This window comes from Pseudoalteromonas sp. 2CM37A (genome assembly GCF_023161885.1).
GTDB classification, from domain to species: Bacteria; Pseudomonadota; Gammaproteobacteria; order Enterobacterales; family Alteromonadaceae; genus Pseudoalteromonas; species Pseudoalteromonas atlantica.
Window position 1 is genome coordinate 1 of the sequence record NZ_JALNTJ010000011.1, and the last position, 22,141, is coordinate 22,141.

Genomic DNA, 22,141 nt, shown 5'->3' on the forward strand with positions numbered 1-22,141 from the left:
TAACAATCATCTGTGTGGACACTACGAACAAATAAGTTCTAAATCGTATAAGGAGGTGATCCAGCCCCAGGTTCCCCTAGGGCTACCTTGTTACGACTTCACCCCAGTCATGAATCACTCCGTGGTAAACGTCCTCCCGAGGGTTAGACTATCTACTTCTGGAGCAACCCACTCCCATGGTGTGACGGGCGGTGTGTACAAGGCCCGGGAACGTATTCACCGCATCATTCTGATATGCGATTACTAGCGATTCCGACTTCATGGAGTCGAGTTGCAGACTCCAATCCGGACTACGACGCACTTTAAGTGATTCGCTTACTCTCGCGAGTTCGCAGCACTCTGTATGCGCCATTGTAGCACGTGTGTAGCCCTACACGTAAGGGCCATGATGACTTGACGTCGTCCCCACCTTCCTCCGGTTTATCACCGGCAGTCTCCTTAGAGTTCTCAGCATTACCTGCTAGCAACTAAGGATAGGGGTTGCGCTCGTTGCGGGACTTAACCCAACATCTCACAACACGAGCTGACGACAGCCATGCAGCACCTGTATCAGAGTTCCCGAAGGCACCAAACCATCTCTGGTAAGTTCTCTGTATGTCAAGTGTAGGTAAGGTTCTTCGCGTTGCATCGAATTAAACCACATGCTCCACCGCTTGTGCGGGCCCCCGTCAATTCATTTGAGTTTTAACCTTGCGGCCGTACTCCCCAGGCGGTCTACTTAATGCGTTAGCTTTGAAAAACAGAGCCGAGGCTCCGAGCTTCTAGTAGACATCGTTTACGGCGTGGACTACCAGGGTATCTAATCCTGTTTGCTCCCCACGCTTTCGTACATGAGCGTCAGTGTTGACCCAGGTGGCTGCCTTCGCCATCGGTATTCCTTCAGATCTCTACGCATTTCACCGCTACACCTGAAATTCTACCACCCTCTATCACACTCTAGTTTGCCAGTTCGAAATGCAGTTCCCAGGTTGAGCCCGGGGCTTTCACATCTCGCTTAACAAACCGCCTGCGTACGCTTTACGCCCAGTAATTCCGATTAACGCTCGCACCCTCCGTATTACCGCGGCTGCTGGCACGGAGTTAGCCGGTGCTTCTTCTGTCAGTAACGTCACAGCTAGCAGGTATTAACTACTAACCTTTCCTCCTGACTGAAAGTGCTTTACAACCCGAAGGCCTTCTTCACACACGCGGCATGGCTGCATCAGGCTTGCGCCCATTGTGCAATATTCCCCACTGCTGCCTCCCGTAGGAGTCTGGGCCGTGTCTCAGTCCCAGTGTGGCTGATCATCCTCTCAAACCAGCTAGGGATCGTTGCCTTGGTGAGCCATTACCTCACCAACTAGCTAATCCCACTTGGGCCAATCTAAAGGCGAGAGCCGAAGCCCCCTTTGGTCCGTAGACATTATGCGGTATTAGCAGTCGTTTCCAACTGTTGTCCCCCACCTCAAGGCATGTTCCCAAGCATTACTCACCCGTCCGCCGCTCGTCAGCAAAGTAGCAAGCTACTTTCTGTTACCGCTCGACTTGCATGTGTTAGGCCTGCCGCCAGCGTTCAATCTGAGCCATGATCAAACTCTTCAATTAAAAAGTTTTGTGTCTTTCGACAGCTCAATGAATTCTGAATTTATTTAATATCTTTCGATATTGAATTGACTGTGCTGCAATTCTTTTCTTAAGTAAAACCTAAGTAAGTTATTGCTGTTGGTCACTCAGTTTCAATTGAGACTCTAAATTTGTTTGCCTCACTACCTAAGTAGCTTGGCTGTTAGAACTCAATCTGTACGAGTGCCCACACAGATGATTGCTTTATATTGTTAAAGAACGTTGCGATTAAAGCGTTAAACCTTATCTCGCTAGGGCTGCGCATCTTACGCTTTCCTATTTTTTTGTCAACACTTAATTTTGTTAAACTTGAAAGTTTTTAAAACTAAGTTTTACTCAACTCACTGATTGACTCTTGCCTCGCTAAGCGTTGCTGTCTGCCGTCTCAGTGGGGTCGCATTATAGGGAGAACGGATTTTTACGCAAGCGTTTTTTAATAAAAACTATAAATAAAAGCTCTTTCGTGCATTTTTCACTCTAAAGAGCCAAAAGCAGTACAAAAAACAAACTAAACCTATATACAAAGCCCAGTTTGTTTTAAATATAACGATGTATAAAACGCAAAAAGCACCTATAAGGTGCTTTTAAGTTAATTTATTAACTGCGCATATTAATACAAAATACTATAAAGCTTTCTTCTGTATTTTGCTGCAAGTGCATCTCCATCTGGTAGAGAAGCGATAATTGCTAAAAAGCTTGCTTTAGCGTCATTAAAGTTAAGATCCTTTTTAAGTACGCTGAACAGTGTTTCGAGTGCTTCTTCTTTTCGTCCTGCATCATTTAGCAATTGGCTTAGCTCTATTTTCAGGTCTAAGTCATTTGGGTACTTTTCTACTTGAGATTGCTTTTCTTTTATCTCTGGCGAGTCGGTAGCTTCTAGCGCCGCTTCGCATTTAGCTTTTATATTATGAAAATAAGCATCTTGCTCTTGGGCGTCAATGGTATCAATGAGTGCTTGAGCATCATCTAACTTGTGTATTTGAATGCATATATCGGCTAACACAAGCTTTATACGTGCGTTTGCACTGTCTATTTCATACGCTTGCTTTGCGTAATTAAATGCAGCATTTAGGTCCGACTTTAATAATGCTTGTTTTGCTTGTTCAAGAAGTAGGTCCTGCTGCGCTGGTAAATGCTTACTCAGGGCTTCGCGAATTTGCGCGTCTGTTTGTGCACCCGCTAATAAATCTACTGGAGCTGAATCTTTTAACAACACAAGTGTAGGTAATGTTTGCAAGCCAACCTGCTGCGCTAATTGCGAGGCGAGTGCTTGTTCTGCGTCACAATCAAGATTAGCCACTACAATATGATCTTTATATTGCGTAGCTAAGTTTTCTAATATACCGATTTGGCTAATACACTCAGGACTTTGTGGCGAGTGGAAGTTAAGCAGCACCAACTTTTGTTGTGATGTTTCACCGAGTACTTGCTGAAGGTTTTGTGCGTTGATACTAACTATGTTGCTCATTGAATTAATTGCCATATTCATTTATTTAGGTTTTTATATGGAGACGAACATAATAAATACAAGTATTAAATACTTTCAAATAATGAGGGAAAACATGAAAATCACCTATCTAGCTGCAGCATTTATGATAGCAAGCCCACTTACTTACGCTAAGTCACTAAACTTAGATTTAACTAAGAGTATGCCAGCTATTGAAAAGTTTTACCTCGACTTACATCAATCTCCAGAGCTTTCATATCACGAACAAGAAACTGGCCAAAAAATAGCATCGCAATTAACAAACCTTGGGTTTGACGTAACAGATAATGTGGGCGGCTACGGTGTGGTAGGAATTAATAAAAATGGCACCGGCCCTACAATAATGATTCGTACTGATACCGATGGCCTACCAATCACAGAGCAAACCGGTAAACCTTATGCATCTATAGTACAAGTGACCAATGAGCATGGGAATAAAGTAGGTGTAATGCATGGTTGTGGCCACGATATACATATGAGCTCGTTTATTGGTACTGCTGAGCAACTTATTGCCCATAAAGATAAGTGGCAAGGAACGTTAATGATGGTTGCTCAACCTGCAGAAGAAGTTGGCGGTGGAGCAAAAGCCATATTAAGTGAAGGCTTATTTAGTAAATATGCTAAGCCTGATCATGTTATTGCGCTGCATGTTAGTGCCAGCGTGCCTGCGGGTAAGGTATCAATGAAAAATGAATACACCATGGCAAGTGTTGATTCAGTAGATATAACTATAAAAGGTAAAGGCGGACACGGCGCCTACCCGCACACTACCGTAGACCCTGTAGTTATTGCGGCGCGTACGGTATTAGCATTACAAACAATCACAAGCCGCGAGCTTTCTCCACTTGAGCCTTCTGTTGTGACTGTGGGATCTATTCATGGTGGCTCAAAGCATAATGTGATTTCCGATGAAGTAAAACTACAGCTTACGCTTAGAAGCTACAACCCAGAGGTACGGACGGCGCAAATAGCAGCAATAAAACGTATTACAGCGGGTATTGCTCAAAGTGCTGGCCTTACTGAGTCACACTACCCTGTTGTTCACGTTCATGAAGATGAATCTATTCCATCTACTTACAATAACCCTCAGCAAACTAACATTGTTAGGAGTGCTATTGCTGATGCAATTGGCGAAACTAATGTACTTGAGACAAAAGCGGTTATGGCTGGTGAAGATTTTGGACTGTACGGTAGAACTGACGAAAACATTCCTATTACGTTATTTTGGTTAGGCGGAGTAAACCAGCAGCAATATACAAATGCGATGAAAAGTAACCAAACACTTCCTTCATTACACTCAAGTAAATTTGCGCCAGATTATAAAATAGCATTACCGACCGGTATAAAAGCCATGAGTAACGCTGCAGTCGCATTATTTAATAATAAATAAGCCGTATTTGAGAGCTCAGCGATTAAGTGGTTGCTGAGTTCTTTTTATAATTAGATTTTTTAAATGGTGCTTTTTTACCACCCTTAGCAAAGCGCTTTTTAGTCGGTGTTTTAGGTAGCTTTGAAAATACATGGCTATCACAACTAGCTGCTTGCTGTACAAAACCTTCAAGCTCCACCAGCAGTGGTCGTAAAAATTGTTGGTAGCTCATTGCTTGTTGAGCAATATTGCCTAAACTCGCCTCCCATTTAGCGGTCAAATCGGGGCTAGCTAAGCCCTCTGGTAAAACACTAATAAGTGCCAAGCCTGTTTGTGTAGCTTTAATTGATTTACCTTCGCGCTTTAAAAAACGACGCCTAAATAATAATTCAATAATGCCTGCGCGGGTTGCCTCTGTTCCTAGCCCGTCGGTCTCTTTGAGTATTTTTTTAATTTGTGAATCTTTTACATAACGACTAATGCCGGTCATGGCACTTAGCAATGTTGCATCAGTAAAATGAGACGGTGGCGTAGTGTGTTTTTCTACCACTTCACCTTTAGTGCAGTTAAGCGCCATGCCTTTTGTTAAATGAGGTAAGGTTGCTTCATCTTTTAGCTCGGCTTTGCCCATTAATACCTTAAATCCTAAGCTTACATCTTGCTTTGCATTGGCTTTAAATAAACCTCCCGCAATTGTTACCTCTACTTTAGTTTCGTTATAAATATAATCGGAGTAAAACTGAATTAGGTAATGCCTGCTAATAAGTTGATATACTTTTGCTTCATCAGGGGCCAAAGTCGCTGTTTTTAGTTGTTTAGCGGTAGGTACAATTGCATGGTGTGCAGCCACTTTTGCATCGTTAAAACATTTGCTGCGTTTTTTAGCGTCAGCCCCATTCACAAACTCAGTGTTTTGACCGCCATTAGCTGCAATTGCTTTTAAAATTGCAGGCGCATCTAAATGATGCTCTTTAGGCAAATAACGATTATCAGAACGAGGGTAAGTAATTAACTTATGACGCTCATAGAGCGTTTGGCAAATATCAAGTACTTGCTGGGCTGCCATACCAAATGCCTTTGCAGCATCTATTTGCAGTGCCGATAAATTATAAGGCAGCGGCGCGCTTTGTTTTTTTTGTTTTTGTTCAAGTGCTGTAACCTCGCCTGGTTGATTGGCTATTCGCGAGGCGACGTTTTCGGCTAATGCATTATTTAAAACGCGGCCCTCTTCATCTTGGTACGGCTCGCAGGCTTTGCTTGGTACCCACTTGGCCACAAAGCTTTGCTGCTCAGGGGTTATTAAATGCGCCAACACTTCATAAAATGGTTTTGACACAAAGTTAGCTATTTCGTTATCCCGATTAACCACTAAACCTAAAATTGGGGTTTGTACGCGACCCACCGACAACACATTGCCAAAGCCTGCTTTTTGCCCCGCCAGCGTATAAGCACGCGTAAGGTTCATACCAAATAGCCAATCTGCACGTGAACGCGCAAGCGCCGACACACTAAGCGGAATAAATTCACGATTTGAACGCATAGTAGTAAGCGCTTTTTTTACCGCCGCTAAATTTAAATCACTTATAAGTAAACGTTGAATGCTTTGCTTTTTGGTTTTACTTATTTTGGCTTGCTCTATGACTTCATCAACCAACAATTGGCCTTCGCGATCGGGATCGCCCGCATGCACGAGTACTGATGCCTGCTTAATTAGCTTTTTTAGAATAGTTAATTGCTTACGCGTTTTCGTTTTTGCCTTGAGCTGCCATTGCTGTGGCACTATGGGAAGGTGTTCAAATTGCCACTTTTTAAAACGCGCATCATAATCATCAGGTTCAGCTTGCTCAAGTAAGTGCCCTATACACCACGAGACACAGTCACCATTAGCCACTTCTATATAACCATCGTGTTTTTTATGTGGTTTTGGCAATGCATCAGCAATAGCTCTGCCAAGTGATGGCTTTTCTGCGATATAGAGTTTCATGGGAGTTGCTCATTAACTGTTTATATGAACAGTAGTTTAGCACAGCTATTTTAGGGGGAGGGAGTTTTATATTTACTACTAATCTGGTCTTCTTTGTTTTTAACTAAAATATAAATAAGAGGGAGGTAACATACTACTACAGTAGAAATATTAATCAGAGGTAAAAGAGTTTTATACATTAAAGTACTATAAGATAAATCCCATAAATGGCGATCTACAACTCTGAACAACTGTAAAGTTGGGGCCATTACAACCACAAGTTGCCCTAATACACATTGCCATAAATAAACTTTATCTTTTAAGCCTAGATAAGCAATTAATGCCATCCAAGCAATATCATTAAAAGCCCAAATGACGTACCTGTAAATGTTAATATCTTTATCAAACGTTTTTAAAGGCTCATATATAAAAGCACCAAATAAGAAAAAAGCACTCGTGATACAAACAAACCTGAGTGCTAAATAATCTTTTCGTAGAAAAAAAATAAATATAGCTGGAAGTAAAAACAAAACCCAGCTGAGCTCAATAAATGCATATAACTCATTGAACCATCTAAACATAGTTAATCATTAGTCTTATCATCGTCACCACCAGAACCATTTCCCGGCATATAGCAATATTTATCGATTATTTTCACAGAAACACCATTACATATGTTAAAGAAATGTACTTTAAGCTAAAATAATGAACTTGCCAAGATACTTAGGCGATTAAGTACCTTAAAAAGAGACTTAATTAGAGAAATTAGCGCCCGCTACTCGCCTAGCGCACATCAATAGGGTCTGACTCTTTAGCCTTACCTTGTAAGATTGATATTTCTACACGGCGATTTCGGCGTCTATCTTCGTTTGAATCATTCGGAACAAGTGGACGAGTATCAGCACGCCCTACTACCATCATGCGGTTTTTATCAAACCCTTGTACCGTTTGTAATTCGCTTGCTACTGCTACAGCACGCTTTGAAGATAAGTCCCAGTTATTAATATATAACTCGTTAGAAACCTGAAAATCATCGGTGTGACCCGATACCGTAATTTCTCCAGGTACATCTTTTAATAACTCACCAATATCTTGAATTATGGGCTTAAACTTAGGTTGTAAAAAAGCACTGCCAGAGGGAAATGAGCCATTTTCACGGATACGAATAATGATTTGCTGCCCTAAAGATTCAAGCTCGATTGCACCGTCGATAATTTGTTTTTCGAGCTGTTGCGCTATTTTTTTCACTAACTCGTTAGTTTGTTCTTGATCGGCGGCTGAAGTTGCTTGCTCTGAAGATTGCTGCTGCGATGTACTACGTGACTCGCCACCACGTTTATCGCCACGTTGCTCTTGTCTACCCCCCGCAGAGCTTTCATCACCCGCTTGAAACTCTAACATTTGCTGAGTCATTTCAACGGTTTGTTGCTGAATGGTTTCTATCGGGGTAGGTTCAGGCTTACCTGGGGTAAATTCCATAGCAATAACCGAGGTCCCTTTAGGGATATCTTTTACTTCTATTTTGTTTTGCACACCAAATGCAAACTTCATCGAGCCAGCTATTTGCTTAAATTTAAGTACATCCATTTCTGAAAACGCGAGCAAAAGTACAAAAAAGCACATTAAAAGCGACATTAAGTCGGCAAATGTTCCCATCCAAGCAGGCAGACCTGGGGGTGGGCATTTGCACTCTTGATCAGACATGGTTACTCCTCGGTATCTACTTTGCGCTTAGACTCAGCAAGGTAGTTTTTCAATATACCTTCAATTACTTTCGGGTTTTGGCCATCTTGAATACCTAAAATAGCATCCAGTATTAGACGCTGATTCATGGCTTCTTCGTCTTTGCGAAGCTCCAGTTTTACCTGAATAGGAATAGCCACTACATTTGCTAAAAATGCACCATATAAAGTAGTTAATAATGCCACCGCCATTGCGGGGCCAATGGCTTTAGGGTCATCCATGTTAGATAACATAGCAACTAAGCCTATTAACGTTCCTATCATACCCATTGCAGGGGCTATATCGGCAAGTGACTTAAATAAACCGGCGCCCAGTTCGTGACGAGTTGTGGTTAAAGAAATGTCTTTTTGAAGCGTGGCACGAACTACATCAGCATCGTGGCCATCAACGAGCATATCTACACCTTTGCGCATAAAAGGGTTTGGTATTTCGGCTTCTTCGAGGGCTAAAAACCCCCCTTTACGGGCTGAATCAGCAAGTTCAACTGCTTTTTCAATCAGCTCTTCTGGCGATTCGATTTTAAACATAAATGCTTTACCAACAACCTTACCTATGCCCAAAAACTGCGACAAGGTAAAGTTTGATAACACAATAAATAGTGAGCCACCAAATACAATTACACTAGAAGGCGCATCGGCAAACATCCCCATTTCACCGCTACTACTCATAAACATGGACATGACAATTAAACCAATTGCGCCAAGGATCCCAATTATGGTTGCTAAATCCACATTTCCTCCAAAGTATTATACTTTGTTATTCAAACTTTTATTATTAACTGCTTATCGGCAAGATACTGAAATACTTAAGCCATTTTTGAAAAAAGTGTAAAACACTGTGTTTGGCCTAATTTTAGATCAAGATACTCTACTCGCCTAGCGACTGATTAATTTTATTGTACACAGTGAGCACTAATACGCATCTTATACATGGTAAAAATACGATTTAAACTGATATAACTCAAAAAACAACGATCATCCTTTGACCTAGTTTAGCATTCCCCCTAAAATTGGCTCCTAAATTTATCATGCTGGCTGAAATTAAACATGGCGACTAAAAAACCTGAAAACCTAAGTTTTGAACAAGCACTCGAAGAACTATCAACCATTGTCGGTGAAATGGAACAAGGTGATTTATCGCTTGAGCAGTCGTTAAAGCAATTTGAGCGTGGTATAGCCTTAGCTAACGCCTCAACGGGTAAGTTACAACAAGCAGAACAAAAAGTGTCTATTTTGATGGGTAATGACGAAAAAGCAGCGCTTACTTCATTTAACAACGATATGGAATAACCGTGAGCATACAAGAAAAAATAGAATGTGCTCAACAAGATGTCGTAAAGACCCTGCAACAGTACTTTGATCAACCCCTTGATACCGCACACACAGTAAAAGAAGCTACGCAGTACGGCTTATTTAACGGTGGCAAGCGTTTACGCCCCTTTTTAGTCTACGCAAGTGGCGAAATGCTCGGAGCTAATAAGCTAGATTTAGATATTCTTGCTGCTGCTATTGAGTGTATTCATAGCTACTCGTTGGTGCACGATGATTTACCAGCCATGGATGATGACGACCTTCGCCGTGGACGCCCAACTTGCCATATAGAGTTTGACGATGCGCATGCAATTTTAGCAGGCGATGCACTACAAACATTAGCCTTTGAACTTATCTCGGCTCACAATTTCACCTGCAGCGCATCAACACAAGTAAAAATGATCAGCGCACTGGCTAAAGCATCGGGGCTTGAAGGCATGGTAGGCGGGCAAGGGCTAGATATTGCAGCCACAGATAAAGTGATTACAGTACAACAGCTTGAACGAATTCATAAATTAAAAACGGGTGCCTTAATCAACTGTGCCATTACATTGGGTGCATTATGTAGCGAAAAAGCAGACAAACAAACCTTAGAAAACTTACGTGTTTTTGGGTATGCTATAGGGCTGGCATTTCAAGTGCACGACGACATTTTAGATGTTGAAGGTGACACATTTACTTTAGGTAAGCCACAAGGCTCTGATTTAGCTGCTAATAAAGCAACTTATCCGGCCCTATTAGGTATGCAAGGTGCCAAGCAAATGGCGCAAAATTTAATAGAGCAAGCGCATCAAGCATTAAACAAAATAGATGTTGATACCTCTGCTCTAGCGGCGCTGGCAAACTACCTGATTAAACGTGACCATTGAGTGTTACATATACGTATTGCCATTTAGCACTGACATTATTACTCAACAGCGGTAACAACTAATAAGTTAGCACCGGTGTTAGCGAAGGATAAAATAAATACCATGACACTTGATAGTAGCAAGTATCCATTACTTAACTTGGTTGACGAACCAGCCCACTTACGCGATATAGCGCAAGATAAACTCCCTGCGTTTAGCAACGAGTTACGAGACTATTTACTCAACTCTGTTTCGCAAAGTAGCGGCCATTTAGCGTCTGGTTTAGGAACTGTTGAGCTTACCGTTGCTCTACATTATGTGTATAACACACCAGAAGATCGCCTTGTATGGGATGTAGGCCATCAAGCATACCCGCATAAAATTTTAACCGGTCGACGCGATTTAATGCATACAATTCGTCAAAAAGACGGATTACATCCATTCCCTTTTCGTGAAGAAAGCCAATACGATACCTTTAGCGTAGGCCATTCAAGCACCTCTATTTCGGCAGCACTTGGTATGTCTATTGCGGCTCAAAAAGAAGGCAAAGGCCGCAAAACTGTTGCCGTTATAGGCGATGGTGCCATTACAGCAGGTATGGCATTTGAAGCCATGAACCACTTAGGCGATGTAAAATCTGACATGTTAATCATTTTAAATGATAACGAAATGTCGATTTCTGAAAACGTCGGTGCGTTAACTAATCACTTTGCGCGTATTTTATCTGGCAGCTTTTACACAAATATTCGCGAAGGCAGTAAAAAGTTACTCTCTGGCGTGCCTCCTGTTAAAGAGCTTGCCAGTAAAGTAGAAGAGCACCTAAAAGGAATGGTTATTCCAGGTACCTTTTTTGAAGAACTAGGTCTTAATTACATTGGCCCAATTGATGGCCACGATGTAAATATGCTCGTAGATACACTGCGTAATATGCGTAATTTAAAAGGGCCTCAGCTTTTACATATAAAAACCCAAAAAGGAAAAGGCTATAAACCCGCAGAAGCTGATCCTATTGGCTATCACGGTGTGCCAAAGTTTGACCCTAATACATCAAGCTTACCTAAATCTAAACCTGGTGCCGCCACTTTCTCTAAGGTGTTTGGTGATTGGTTGTGTGATATGGCCGAGCAAGATAAAAAATTAATGGCTATTACCCCGGCAATGCGTGAAGGCTCAGGTATGGTGCGTTTTTCAAAAGAGCACCCAGAGCAGTATTTCGATGTAGCCATAGCAGAGCAGCACGCTGTCACATTGGCCGCCGGTTTTGCCTGTGAAGGGTTAAAGCCCGTTGTAGCTATTTACTCGAGCTTTTTACAACGTGCGTATGATCAACTTATCCATGATGTTGCACTGCAAAACTTACCTGTGCTTTTTGCTATAGACCGCGCTGGTATTGTAGGCGCCGACGGCGAAACACACCAAGGTGCGTACGACTTAAGCTTTATGCGCTGTATTCCCAACATGGTTATTATGGCCCCAAGTGATACTAACGAGTGCCGCCATATGCTTTATACCGGTTATAAGGCTAATTGCCCTGTAGCAGTTCGCTACCCTCGTGGTAGTGCCGGTACTGCCGATATTCAAAGCGAAATGACGCTACTAGAAATAGGCAAAGCCAATACCATTAAACAAGGCGCTAAAATTGCTATTTTATCCTTTGGTACTTTGCTTGAAAACGCGCAACTTGCTGCAAGTGAGCTAGGTGCAACGCTAGTTAATATGCGCTTTATTAAGCCACTTGATACAAGTTTATTAGATGAGCTTAGCCAAACTCATGATGTAATAGTAACGCTTGAAGACAACGCTATTTGTGGTGGCGCAGGCTCAGCGGTTAATGAATATTTAGCAGCGCAAAAAGCCAACCTAAAGGTGCTTAACTTAGGTATTCCTGATGAATTTATTAAGCACGGCACACAAGCGCAAATGCACGATGAAATGGGCTTAGGCGAACAAGGCATTTTAAATTCAATAAAATCGTTTATCGCTTAATTATTTTTGCTAGCTAGTTTTTAAAGGGAGCCTGATGGCTCCTTTTTTGTTTTTTATTTTTTAAATTTTTGCATCCAATGTGTATTTCTACGCGTTATCCCTATGAGGTTAACACAGTAAATAGTACGTACTGAGGAGTATAAACAGGCACGTTATTTACTTTCATTTGATGGAATATTAAAAGGTAAAAATGATGAAAAAAGCTAATTTAACTCACTTTCATACACAAAACAGTTCACTTAAACGCCCCCTTTGTTTTTCAGCATTAGCGCTTGGGATAGTACTTGGTATTTCAGGGTGTAGCGGTGATGATGGAGAAAACGGTTTAGCCGGTACGCCGGGAGCAGATGGTCAAGATGGAAGCGATGGCACAAACGGTAACCCCGGCTTTAGTGCAGCCACGTTTATTTTAGCTAATAACGGCGATCAAAACGCAGGCACTGTTGATTTAATAAACCAGGACGCTGCCAAATTAAAAACCTTTAATACCACTGCAAATGAAGGCGTAACCTTTGATAGCCTCGGTAATTTAATACAAGCAAGCGACAGCGAAAATGGTAGCATTAAAACTATATGCCAACTTGCCAATCGCGATGATGGTGCAAGCTTTAGTACTAATCAAGACCGTGAAATTACAGGCCCTGCCACTACACTGGTTAATCCTAAGGGCATAGCGATTGCAAAAAATAGCGGGCTGATATTTATAGCTGATTTTGGTGCCATGCAAATTACCACATTTGGCAGTGCTGCAGCGGGAGATGCCGCGCCGCTTGCTACCACTGTTACCGAAGCCGCCCCGTGGGATGTTGATTATGACCACGTAAACGACCGACTTTATGTAGCACTTACCAACGGTGATGTCGCGGTTTATGATAATTTTGTAAGCGGTGAATTTACCGCTATGCCAAGTCGTACTATTACACCAAGCGATGCCGGTGGTGTGCAAATATCGGTAAATATTCACGGCATTGTTTATGATGAAACCACCAATAAACTTATTTTATCGGATGTTGGTAGCGCATCAGATGCTACCGATGGCGCGCTTTTTGTTATTAATAATGCCTCTACTGCGCAAGGTAATACATCTGTTGCACGCAGTATTTCAGGCCCTGCGACTATGCTAGGCAACCCTGTAGATATTACCCTTGAGGGTAGCGATTTACGTGTGGCCGAAAAATCAAACGATGCAATTTTAGTGTTTAGTAATATATTTGCCGGTGAAAGTGGCGATATAGCGCCCGATTTAAGTACTGCGTCTACTAAGCCAGAGTCAATTACTAACACGCTAACTCAAAGCTCAATGGCTGATATATCAGATAGTACTGAGCCTAATATGGCGCTATTAGGCGTAGCCGTATCCAGTAATCCAAGCACTGCGGGTGATACAACAGGCCAAATTAGCCGTTTAAATACAGCATTAAGTAGCGAACTTGCAAGCTATAATGCAAGCCAAACGATAGAAAGCGTTAGCTTTGATAAAGCAGGTAATAGCTACGCAACATTCGATAATGCCAGTACAGGAATGGGCGGAATCGTCATTTCTACTAAAGTGGCTTATAACCGTGATGGCGAAACATTTAACGCCAGCCAAGATAGACTGATTTCAGGAAGCAATACAGGCCTTATTTCACCTAAAGGATTAGATATTGCCTCCGATAGTGGAATGATTTTTGTGGCTGAAAATAATGAAACCACGCCGAGCATTACTATATTTTCAAGCTGTGCCACCGGCGATGTATCACCTCTTATGACCTTAACTTTTGCCAATAATGCACGCCCGTGGGATGTTGATTACGACAGTAACACTGACCGCGCTTTTGTTGCGCTAACCAATGGCACTGTAGCGGTATTTGATCAAGTTAAAAATAAGCTACTAAGTGGCGAGACCACAATAGGTACAGAAGATAGATTAATTACACCTGCCAATAATTCACAAGCACTAGCAGGACCTACCAATATTCATGGAATAGATTACGACTCATTAAGTGGTGCGTTAATACTTTCTGATGTAGGCAGCGCAGCTGTTGCTGACGATGGCAAAATTTATGTATTAAATAATACCGCAAATGCCTCGGGACTAGTTAATATAAGCGCGACGATTAGCGGGCCCAATACATTATTAGGAAACCCTGTTGATATTATGTATAGCGGAACCGATTTATACGTTGCCGAAAAGTCTAACAACGTAGTTATGCGCTTTAATAATATTTTAAGTACCGCAGGGGGAGATATAAGTGCCGATGCAAGTATGGCATTTAGTGCACCTGAGTCAGTGGCTATTTTACCAGCGTGGCTAAACCAGTAATTAAATAGCGTTACCCTCACCATGCCTAACCTACTTTTGTAGGTTGGGCATTATCGCATCCACACTTTAATATCTGCTAAGCCATTACTTTGTAAAATACCCAGCTGCTGATCTACATTCGAATTTTGCTCAAACTCAAACGCATCCAACTGTTTATCAAACGTAATATTTGCCACACCGTCACCACCACGTTTTTTAACCTGATGAAGCGCTATATCGGCTAAGTTTATCGACGTTTCCCAGCTTATTACTTGCCCACCTAAAAGCGGCAGTGGGTAAAAAGACCACCCCAATGAAGCCGTAATATTGGTTGTTTTACCGTTTGGTAATTGAAACGAATTTAAAGCGATTGCTTGGCATAAATCAGAGGCATAGCTGTCAATCATGTTGCACTTAAAATCGCGCAGCAATAATAAAAACTCATCCCCACTCCAGCGTGCTACATAGTCAGAGCCTTGGGTACGCGAATTAAGTAACGCTGCCATTTGTTGTAAGCAGCTATCTCCTGCTATTGGGCCATATGCATCGTTTATACGGCTAAAGTTATCAAAGTTGATAATAAGCAGTACAAGTGACTTTCCTTGCGCTTGTAAAGACTGTGCATTACGTTGGAAGTGCTCAATATCTTTAGGGAGCTGATCAAACAAAAAGCGGCGGCTACGTAGCCCTGTAAGCTCATCTGAGTGACTAACTAGTTTAAGCTGTGAGTTTACTTGGCCTAATTTATCGTTAGCTTGGCGCAGCTCTAATGTACGCTCTGTAACCAGGGCTTCGAGTACTTCTTGCTTACGGCGCTCTTGCGCTCTAAATACCCAAAAAATAAAGTAAAACAGTAAAATAAACCCACTAACAATTAGCAATCTAAAGTAAATAGTTTCGTCAAAGCGCTGCGGTACTACAAATGCATACTCGACAGTTTGCGCTCTGTCCCAATCTTCGCCTTGGCGTTTTGCCTCAAGCTCAAATAAAAATGACCCCGCCGGTAAGTTTGTATAAATGGCTTCTCGGCGTGCATTAGCATAGCGCCAATCACTATCTAACCCACTTAACTTATATCTAAACTCAATACTATTTGGCGCGTAATAATCGATGGCTGTGTACTTTAACGTTATGTCGCGCTCATCAGTATCTAGTAAAGGCTTTTCGCCCAATGCTGCGGTAGTTAACGCGCGCAGTGGTGTGGTTAGTGTTTCTACTTTAGGCTTTAATACATTTAGGCCAAATAGCTCGGTATTTTTAGGTATTTCTACAATGCCTTGTAAGCTTGGGTACCAAATTGAATAATCTGTCATGGCAACGGCATCGTGTCCTAAACCGTTACAACACTGGCTTGCTTTACCATCGAGCTGCCTATCAAAAGAAGAAATAACCTCTTCCACTTTTAAGCTCGACACCTCTGATTTAAATTGCGCTACTGGCATACGGTAAACACCTTTCATGGTACTTACCCATACACGCTTATAGGTTTCGTCATACTCTAGGCTAAAAATAGAGCCATAGGGTAAGCCGTTGGCTGCATCTAACTGTCGCCAATGCCCTTGCAAACTTCTGTAAAATAAGCCGTCATTAAGCGAGCCAATTAAAATACCTACACCATCTATGTGTAATACGCTGGTGATGTATGCACTTTCGAGCGAAGTTTGGTCACCTATTTTTTCAATGCCACGGTCAGTAAAGTAATACGCCCCTTTACTGGTCCCTATTACACCAAAGTTTGCTTTATCGAGCACATACGTTATAAATTTACTGCCTAAAAAGGCATTGTATGCAAAGGGTGTTAACCCGCCATAACTCAGCCTATACAAGCCACGCCCTGTACCTATCCAAAAACCGCCTTTGCTTGATGGGCTAATAGCAAATACCGGATTGTCGCGCAGCGCTCTGCCAGGAAAACTGTATAGTTTATCTTGCTCGTAAAAAAACAGCCCTCGTCCGGTCGCTATATATAAACGCGAGCCATCAAACTGTAAGTCGTGTACTGTTGCGCGGCCAAATTGCGCACTGGGTATTTTATTGACAAAGTTTTTATTTAAATCGAAATAACCAATACCACTTTTATTTGCCACCCATAAATTACCATCGGGCGCTTGGCTAATTGCCATAACGGCCTCTGTCATTTGCGATAAAGCAGAGTGGCGCTCAATACGCCCTTCGTGTGCAAGCCATAAGCCTTCGCTAAAACTTGCAAGCCAAATATTATTTTGGCTATCGCGGTAAATATCGGCAAACCAAATACTTTGATCTAGCTGACTTGGCTCAACCCATTGCCATTCACCCGACTTAGCTCTAAAAAGCAGTCGTCCATAAGTAGAAACCCATAAGCCACCATTGGTGTCGCTCATAAATTTATACACAGCTGAGTTATTCGCATTCGGAAGCGGGAAAGGTCTTAGTTCATCGTCTAAATCTAAAAAGTAAGCACCCAGTTCAGAGGCTAAATATAAATTACCATTTAAAAAAGACAGATCATGAACAATGGTTTGTGCTAACCGCTCAGGCAATGACACCTTAGCTGTTAACTCCAACCTGAGTTTTGAAAAATCAGAGGCGCTTTTAGTTAAGCGTAGTAAATGACGGTCGTTGACAAGCCAAATCCCCTCTGGAGAAAGCGCCATTTGACTAACCGACCCCACTATTTGGGTGATCACGGTGGCATTTACAATAGGAACGAGTTCGTTCGCTTTATCACGTAAATCAACTTGGTTGCGGTCTACATAATAAAGCCCATTAGCTGCAATCCAAATGCTGCCCTTGGCATCTTCTAATATGTCTCTAACTGGGCCTTTAATATTAAATTCTTGTGCGGCAAGCGTTTGCGGGTTTATGACCACCAAGCCACTTTTAGTGCCCACCCACAGATAGCCATTACTATCTATGAGCAGTTTATTAATACCATTGCTTGGCAAAAAAGGACTATTTTGTGTGTTGTAATTAGTAAAAGTTGTGCCGTCAAAACGACTAAGACCAAATTGCGTTCCGACCCACATATAGCCTTGCTGATCTTGCACAACACTTTTTAGCGATTGCGAGGGCAAGCCATCTTTGATATTCCATTGCTTAACAACGTAATCAGTAATAGAAGCCCAACTTGGCATGGCACACAACATAAGTACACATACCAGTAAAAATCGCATCATTTCGCTGCCACCTAGTTAAACAAATAAAACACAAAAATTAAAAGGGTAGTAAACCTGCTTTTATTAACGCTTGCAAACAAATAAGCGAAAAAATACCGGCAAGTACATCATCAGCCATTATACCCACGCCGCCGTCCATTCGCTTATCGAGCGTTTTGATCGGGCCAGGTTTGGCAATATCAAAAAATCTAAATAATAAAAAGCCTACAAGTAAGGTTTGCCAACTAAGCGCTGCACCAATCATCGTAATGTAATAACCCGCAACTTCATCCCACACTATGGCTGGGTGGTCGTGCACACCTAAATCATCGGCGGTTTTGCCACACGCCCAAATACCAAAAATACTAATAACCACGGCAAACACGATTTGTAGCCAAAGCGGAAAATACATGGTCATAAAAATAAATGGTAAAGCAGCAAATGTACCAAAGGTGCCTGGCGCAACAGGCGCAAGGCCAGTGCCAAACCCTAGGCCAAATAACTGGTGCGGGCGCTTTAAATTAAACTGTTTTTTGCTAGTCAAACCTGCTCCTTGGCAAAGTGCTCAAAGCCCTGTTGCTCAAAATTAAATTTTTCACCGTGGTGTAAAAGCTCAATGTGCCCTTCGCCACTTTTTATTTGCCCTATGCACGTTGCTTCTACGCCGTATTGACGTAATTTAAGCTCCAACATGCTTTTATTATCTTCAGAGACAGTAAAAAGTAATTCGTAGTCATCGCCATAGCCTAAAATATACGGCAATTGCGCCTCAAAGTTCAGGCTTGAACGCATAGCGTCTGAGGTTGGGATGTTTTCAATATTTATACTGGCGCTGACTTGTGACATATCAAGTATGTGGGTTAAATCCGCCATAAGGCCATCAGACACATCAATAGCTGATGAAGCAAGGCCACGTAATACTTGCCCTGCAGCCACCCGTGGAGTGGGGTAATCAAAGCGGCTATTTATGTACTTTAAGTGCTCAGGCTCAATACTTAGGCCACGCTTTCGAGATTCAATAGCCAAGCCTGCATCACCTAGCGTGCCGGTTACACATACCCAGTCGCCCACTTTAGCACCTGCACGGCGTAAAGCTTTGCCCTCTGGCACAGTGCCTTTAGCGCATATAGTAACTGTTAAAGGGCCCTGCGTAGTGTCGCCACCAATTATTTGTACATTAAAGTACTCAGCAATTTCGTGCATTCCCTCAGTAAATTCTTCAATCCACTGCTGGTTAATATTTGGTAGGGTTAATGCCACCGACACCCAAGTAGGCTCAGCCCCCATGGCTGCTAAATCACTTAGATTTACGGCCAGTGCTCGGTGTCCTAATGCTCGGGGAGAAATGTCATCAAAAAAATGAACACCCGATACAAGCGTATCAGTTGTTACTGCAAGTTGGCAGTTTTGCGGAACGGTAACTAATGCACAGTCGTCCCCTATTCCTAGGCTTACATCACGACGAGTTATACCACGACCTTTAAAGTAGCGGTTTATTAATTCAAATTCCTTCATACACAAAAAAGCCGACCTATGCCGGCTCTCCTTTTTAACGTGTACTAACTGTTAAAGCTAAGCCCTTTAGCAGAGCGCTTTAGCAAGGTTAGTATTACTTGCGTAAATGCTTAACAGCTTTATCAAGTACACCGTTTACAAATTTATGGCTGTCTTCAGCGCCAAATATTTTAGCAAGCTCAATGCCTTCATTGATTGCTACTTTGTATGGCACATCTTCACGGAATTTAAGCTCATACGCGCTTAAACGTAAAATTGCACGCTCTACCATATCTAAATCATCAAATGGACGTGTTAAATGCGGAGATACAGCTTCATCTAGTTGCTTATAATTAACGGCAACGCCACGCGCTAAATCTTTAAAGTATTCAACATCAATTTTAGTCACGTCGTTTTCGATCAACATTTGTTGTTCGATATCGGCAATTAAATTGCCACTTAATTGCCAAGAATAAACGGCTTGAAGTGCTAAGATACGTGCTTTACGTCTTGCTGCTGGTTTCACAAAAATTCCTTAAACTTAAATTTTATCTAACACATTAACCATTTCAAGCGCGCCTAATGCCGCTTCGCCGCCTTTGTTACCCATTTTGGTACCAGCGCGTTCAATTGCTTGTTCAATGCTTTCTGTGGTTAATACGCCAAATGCAACCGGGATATCATACTCAAGCGATACATTTGCAAGGCCTTTGTTAGATTCGCCAGCAACGAGGTCAAAGTGTGGTGTACCACCTCTGATCACTACGCCTAATGCGATGATTGCATCATACTCTTTTTTTGCCGCAATGCGTTTTGCCGCTAAAGGTAACTCTACTGCACCGGGTACATACACAACGGTAATGTCATCATCGGCTACGCCACCAGTACGCTTTAGCTCATCAACAGCACCTTCTAGTAGGCTGCTACCAATAAAATCGTTAAAACGAGAAATAACAATAGCGAATTTTTTGCCTGGAGCGTACTTATTACCTTCAATAATTTTCATTTGATAACCCTAAAAATATGTTCAAGCGGTTGCGATTGCGCAAAAATTGCTGCGCATCATACCATAAAAATAAAAAAATAGACTAGTTAAAAGCTGAGCCCTTATTGTGGCTCAACGTAATCAACCACTTCTAAATGAAAGCCCGAAAGTGCATGGTACTTTTTAGGGCGACTCATTAAGCGCATTTGCTTAATACCTAAATCAGCCAGTATTTGCGAGCCCACACCAACAGTGCGTGATGTGCCTTTAAATTTACGCGGCGTAACATTCTCGCCAGCATCGGCAGCAGCAAACGCTTTTACTGTGGCCTCTAGCTCTTCGGTGCTTTCTTGTTTACCTAAAATAACCAGTGCACCGTTATTTTCTGCAATGTAAGCCATTGCATCAGAAAGCCCCCAACTACGGTCCGCACTTCTGTCTGAAAGCAAAATATCGTTAAAGGTGCTTTGTAAGTGCACGCGCACAAGCGTTGGTTCTTGCTCTTTAATTTCGCCTTTTAGCAATACGTAGTGCAGTTGGCCGTCAATCGTATCTTTGTAGGTTACTAAATCAAACTCACCGTGCTCAGTGGGTAATTTACACTTAGCCACTTGCTCTATGGTGGTTTCGTTAAGGTTTCGGTATTCAATTAAATCTGCAATTGTGCCAATTTTAATACCATGCTCTTTAGCAAATACTTCTAAATCAGGGCGGCGCGCCATAGTGCCATCGGCATTGAGGATTTCTACAATAACTGATGAGGCTTCAAGGCCGGCTAAACGTGCTAAATCACACCCGGCTTCGGTGTGGCCTGCGCGCGTTAACACGCCACCTGGCTGTGCCATAATAGGAAAAATATGTCCAGGTTGTACGATATCGCTTGGTACGGCGCCTTTTGCAATTGCCGCTTGAACTGTACGCGCTCTATCGGCTGCAGATATACCCGTTGTTACGCCTTTGGCAGCTTCAATCGACATAGTAAAGTTAGTAGAAAACGCTGCGCCATTGTTTTTTACCATTAACGGTAAATCAAGCTGCTCACAACGCTCTTGCGTCATAGTTAAACAAATTAAGCCACGGCCATGAGTGGCCATAAAGTTAATTGCTTCGGCGCTAATGTGCTCTGCTGCAATGATTAAATCACCTTCGTTTTCTCTGTCTTCGTCATCCATTAAAATCACCATTTTACCGGCTTTAATGTCGTCGATGATTTCTTGTGCGCTGTGTAAATTCATAAATTTGCTCGTGTAAGTTATCAGTGTCGTTATTTAACAAAACCAGCTTTAGCTAGTAAGCTCATTGAAATATCTGAGCCAGTCGGCTGCTCAGCCCCTTTAATAAGGCGCTCTAAATAACGTGCAATTTGGTCGACTTCTAAATTAACGCGTGTGCCCACTTTAAAATCAGCGATGGTGGTTTGCTCGCTTGTGTGCGGCACTATGGTTAATTTAAATGTATTACCTTGTACAGCGTTTACTGTCAGGCTTATACCATCTATACATACAGACCCTTTGTAAGGAATGTACTTCATTAAGTTTTCATCGGTGCTTAGCCAATATTCTGTGGCGCGCGCATTACTAGTAATGGCTGTAATGGTTGCAATGCCATCAACATGACCTGACACTAAATGCCCGCCTAAACGTGAAACCGGCTGCATGGCTTTTTCAAGGTTAACTGTTTGGCCAATATTATAATTTGCAAACCCAGTTAAGCTGATAGTTTCGTTTGATAAGTCGGCACTAAAGCCATCAATGTGCTTATCAACTACCGTTAAACATACGCCATTTGTGGCAATGCTATCGCCAAGCTTTACATCGCTCATATCAAGATTAGCGCTTTGAATGCGAATGGCTAAATCGCCTTGTTTTTTTTGTAATAGCGCAATTTTGCCTGTGGCTTCAATTATTCCAGTAAACATAGCCCTACTCTTTTAA

At 42.2% G+C, this 22,141-nt stretch carries 17 protein-coding genes and 1 rRNA gene; 5 read left to right on the plus strand and 13 right to left on the minus strand.

The window, feature by feature from the left end; all coding sequences use genetic code 11:
* Positions 1–48 precede the first annotated feature (48 nt).
* Together MTF68_RS17375 and MTF68_RS17380 are read right to left on the minus strand one after the other, a co-directional pair.
* Positions 49–1,584: ribosomal RNA gene (locus MTF68_RS17375) — 16S ribosomal RNA — on the minus strand.
* A 628-nt stretch (positions 1,585–2,212) separates the two neighbouring features.
* Complete coding sequence (locus MTF68_RS17380) at positions 2,213–3,070, minus strand: tetratricopeptide repeat protein (protein WP_024031324.1); 858 nt, start codon at positions 3,068–3,070, stop codon at positions 2,213–2,215.
* Positions 3,071–3,164: 94 nt separating this feature from the next.
* Here MTF68_RS17380 and MTF68_RS17385 point away from each other — a divergent pair, with 94 nt between their 5' ends.
* Complete coding sequence (locus tag MTF68_RS17385; protein WP_248463159.1) at positions 3,165–4,478, plus strand: amidohydrolase; 1,314 nt, start codon at positions 3,165–3,167, stop codon at positions 4,476–4,478.
* Positions 4,479–4,500: 22 nt separating this feature from the next.
* On the opposite strand, the gene MTF68_RS17390 is transcribed toward MTF68_RS17385, so the two are convergent.
* From MTF68_RS17390 to pomA, 4 genes are all read right to left on the minus strand, one after another.
* The gene (locus tag MTF68_RS17390; RefSeq protein WP_248463161.1) at positions 4,501–6,441 is read right to left on the minus strand and encodes a DNA topoisomerase III; all 1,941 of its coding nucleotides are present in this window, start codon (positions 6,439–6,441) and stop codon (positions 4,501–4,503) included.
* Between the two features lie 50 nt (positions 6,442–6,491).
* Positions 6,492–7,001 carry a hypothetical protein gene (locus MTF68_RS17395; protein WP_248463163.1) on the minus strand — a complete coding sequence of 170 codons (510 nt, stop codon included), beginning with the start codon at positions 6,999–7,001 and terminating at the stop codon, positions 6,492–6,494.
* A 202-nt stretch (positions 7,002–7,203) separates the two neighbouring features.
* Complete coding sequence (locus MTF68_RS17400) at positions 7,204–8,124, minus strand: flagellar motor protein MotB (protein WP_004586875.1); 921 nt, start codon at positions 8,122–8,124, stop codon at positions 7,204–7,206.
* Positions 8,125–8,126: 2 nt separating this feature from the next.
* Positions 8,127–8,894 carry a flagellar motor protein PomA gene (gene pomA, locus MTF68_RS17405; protein WP_004586874.1) on the minus strand — a complete coding sequence of 256 codons (768 nt, stop codon included), beginning with the start codon at positions 8,892–8,894 and terminating at the stop codon, positions 8,127–8,129.
* Positions 8,895–9,209: 315 nt separating this feature from the next.
* On the opposite strand from pomA, the gene MTF68_RS17410 reads away from it, so the two are divergent.
* The 4 genes from MTF68_RS17410 to MTF68_RS17425 all read left to right on the plus strand — a co-directional run bounded on the left by MTF68_RS17410 (position 9,210) and on the right by MTF68_RS17425 (position 14,612).
* On the plus strand, positions 9,210–9,452 hold the full coding sequence (locus tag MTF68_RS17410) for an exodeoxyribonuclease VII small subunit (RefSeq protein WP_004586873.1): 243 nt from the start codon (positions 9,210–9,212) through the stop codon (positions 9,450–9,452).
* A 2-nt stretch (positions 9,453–9,454) separates the two neighbouring features.
* On the plus strand, positions 9,455–10,342 hold the full coding sequence (ispA, locus tag MTF68_RS17415; protein WP_248463165.1) for a (2E,6E)-farnesyl diphosphate synthase: 888 nt from the start codon (positions 9,455–9,457) through the stop codon (positions 10,340–10,342).
* A 102-nt stretch (positions 10,343–10,444) separates the two neighbouring features.
* Positions 10,445–12,307: a 1-deoxy-D-xylulose-5-phosphate synthase gene (gene dxs, locus MTF68_RS17420; protein ID WP_096042164.1), complete on the plus strand. Its 1,863-nt coding sequence runs from the start codon at positions 10,445–10,447 to the stop codon at positions 12,305–12,307.
* A 193-nt stretch (positions 12,308–12,500) separates the two neighbouring features.
* Entirely contained in the window at positions 12,501–14,612 is a 2,112-nt protein-coding gene (locus MTF68_RS17425) for a hypothetical protein (protein ID WP_248463213.1), read from the plus strand.
* 50 nt (positions 14,613–14,662) lie between these two features.
* Here the strand turns inward: MTF68_RS17425 and MTF68_RS17430 are convergent, their stop codons facing one another.
* From MTF68_RS17430 to MTF68_RS17460, 7 genes are all read right to left on the minus strand, one after another.
* Positions 14,663–17,749: a ligand-binding sensor domain-containing diguanylate cyclase gene (locus MTF68_RS17430; RefSeq protein ID WP_029773767.1), complete on the minus strand. Its 3,087-nt coding sequence runs from the start codon at positions 17,747–17,749 to the stop codon at positions 14,663–14,665.
* Between the two features lie 37 nt (positions 17,750–17,786).
* Positions 17,787–18,272 (minus strand): phosphatidylglycerophosphatase A, encoded by a 486-nt coding sequence (locus MTF68_RS17435; protein ID WP_024031690.1) that lies wholly within the window; start codon positions 18,270–18,272, stop codon positions 17,787–17,789.
* Positions 18,269–19,243, minus strand: a complete 975-nt coding sequence (gene thiL / locus MTF68_RS17440; RefSeq protein WP_004586867.1) for a thiamine-phosphate kinase — start codon at positions 19,241–19,243, stop codon at positions 18,269–18,271. Before thiL ends, MTF68_RS17435 begins: the two co-directional genes overlap by 4 nt.
* A 94-nt stretch (positions 19,244–19,337) precedes the next feature.
* Positions 19,338–19,748: a transcription antitermination factor NusB gene (nusB, locus tag MTF68_RS17445; protein ID WP_004586866.1), complete on the minus strand. Its 411-nt coding sequence runs from the start codon at positions 19,746–19,748 to the stop codon at positions 19,338–19,340.
* Positions 19,749–19,763: 15 nt separating this feature from the next.
* Entirely contained in the window at positions 19,764–20,228 is a 465-nt protein-coding gene (ribE, locus tag MTF68_RS17450; protein ID WP_004586865.1) for a 6,7-dimethyl-8-ribityllumazine synthase, read from the minus strand.
* A gap of 101 nt (positions 20,229–20,329) precedes the next feature.
* Entirely contained in the window at positions 20,330–21,442 is a 1,113-nt protein-coding gene (gene ribBA, locus MTF68_RS17455; RefSeq protein ID WP_055254705.1) for a bifunctional 3,4-dihydroxy-2-butanone-4-phosphate synthase/GTP cyclohydrolase II, read from the minus strand.
* A 29-nt stretch (positions 21,443–21,471) separates the two neighbouring features.
* Positions 21,472–22,125 (minus strand): riboflavin synthase, encoded by a 654-nt coding sequence (locus MTF68_RS17460; protein WP_054983490.1) that lies wholly within the window; start codon positions 22,123–22,125, stop codon positions 21,472–21,474.
* Between the last annotated feature and the right edge of the window lie 16 nt (positions 22,126–22,141).

Coding starts and splice junctions, on each gene's coding strand:
- MTF68_RS17380 (WP_024031324.1), bottom strand. CDS start 3,070: ATGAGCAACATAGTTAGTATCAACGCACAAAACCTTCAGCAAGTACTC.
- MTF68_RS17385 (WP_248463159.1), top strand. CDS start 3,165: ATGAAAATCACCTATCTAGCTGCAGCATTTATGATAGCAAGCCCACTT.
- MTF68_RS17390 (WP_248463161.1), bottom strand. CDS start 6,441: ATGAAACTCTATATCGCAGAAAAGCCATCACTTGGCAGAGCTATTGCT.
- MTF68_RS17395 (WP_248463163.1), bottom strand. CDS start 7,001: ATGTTTAGATGGTTCAATGAGTTATATGCATTTATTGAGCTCAGCTGG.
- MTF68_RS17400 (WP_004586875.1), bottom strand. CDS start 8,124: ATGTCTGATCAAGAGTGCAAATGCCCACCCCCAGGTCTGCCTGCTTGG.
- MTF68_RS17410 (WP_004586873.1), top strand. CDS start 9,210: ATGGCGACTAAAAAACCTGAAAACCTAAGTTTTGAACAAGCACTCGAA.
- dxs (WP_096042164.1), top strand. CDS start 10,445: ATGACACTTGATAGTAGCAAGTATCCATTACTTAACTTGGTTGACGAA.
- MTF68_RS17425 (WP_248463213.1), top strand. CDS start 12,501: ATGAAAAAAGCTAATTTAACTCACTTTCATACACAAAACAGTTCACTT.
- MTF68_RS17430 (WP_029773767.1), bottom strand. CDS start 17,749: ATGATGCGATTTTTACTGGTATGTGTACTTATGTTGTGTGCCATGCCA.
- thiL (WP_004586867.1), bottom strand. CDS start 19,243: ATGAAGGAATTTGAATTAATAAACCGCTACTTTAAAGGTCGTGGTATA.
- ribE (WP_004586865.1), bottom strand. CDS start 20,228: ATGAAAATTATTGAAGGTAATAAGTACGCTCCAGGCAAAAAATTCGCT.
- ribBA (WP_055254705.1), bottom strand. CDS start 21,442: ATGAATTTACACAGCGCACAAGAAATCATCGACGACATTAAAGCCGGT.
- MTF68_RS17460 (WP_054983490.1), bottom strand. CDS start 22,125: ATGTTTACTGGAATAATTGAAGCCACAGGCAAAATTGCGCTATTACAA.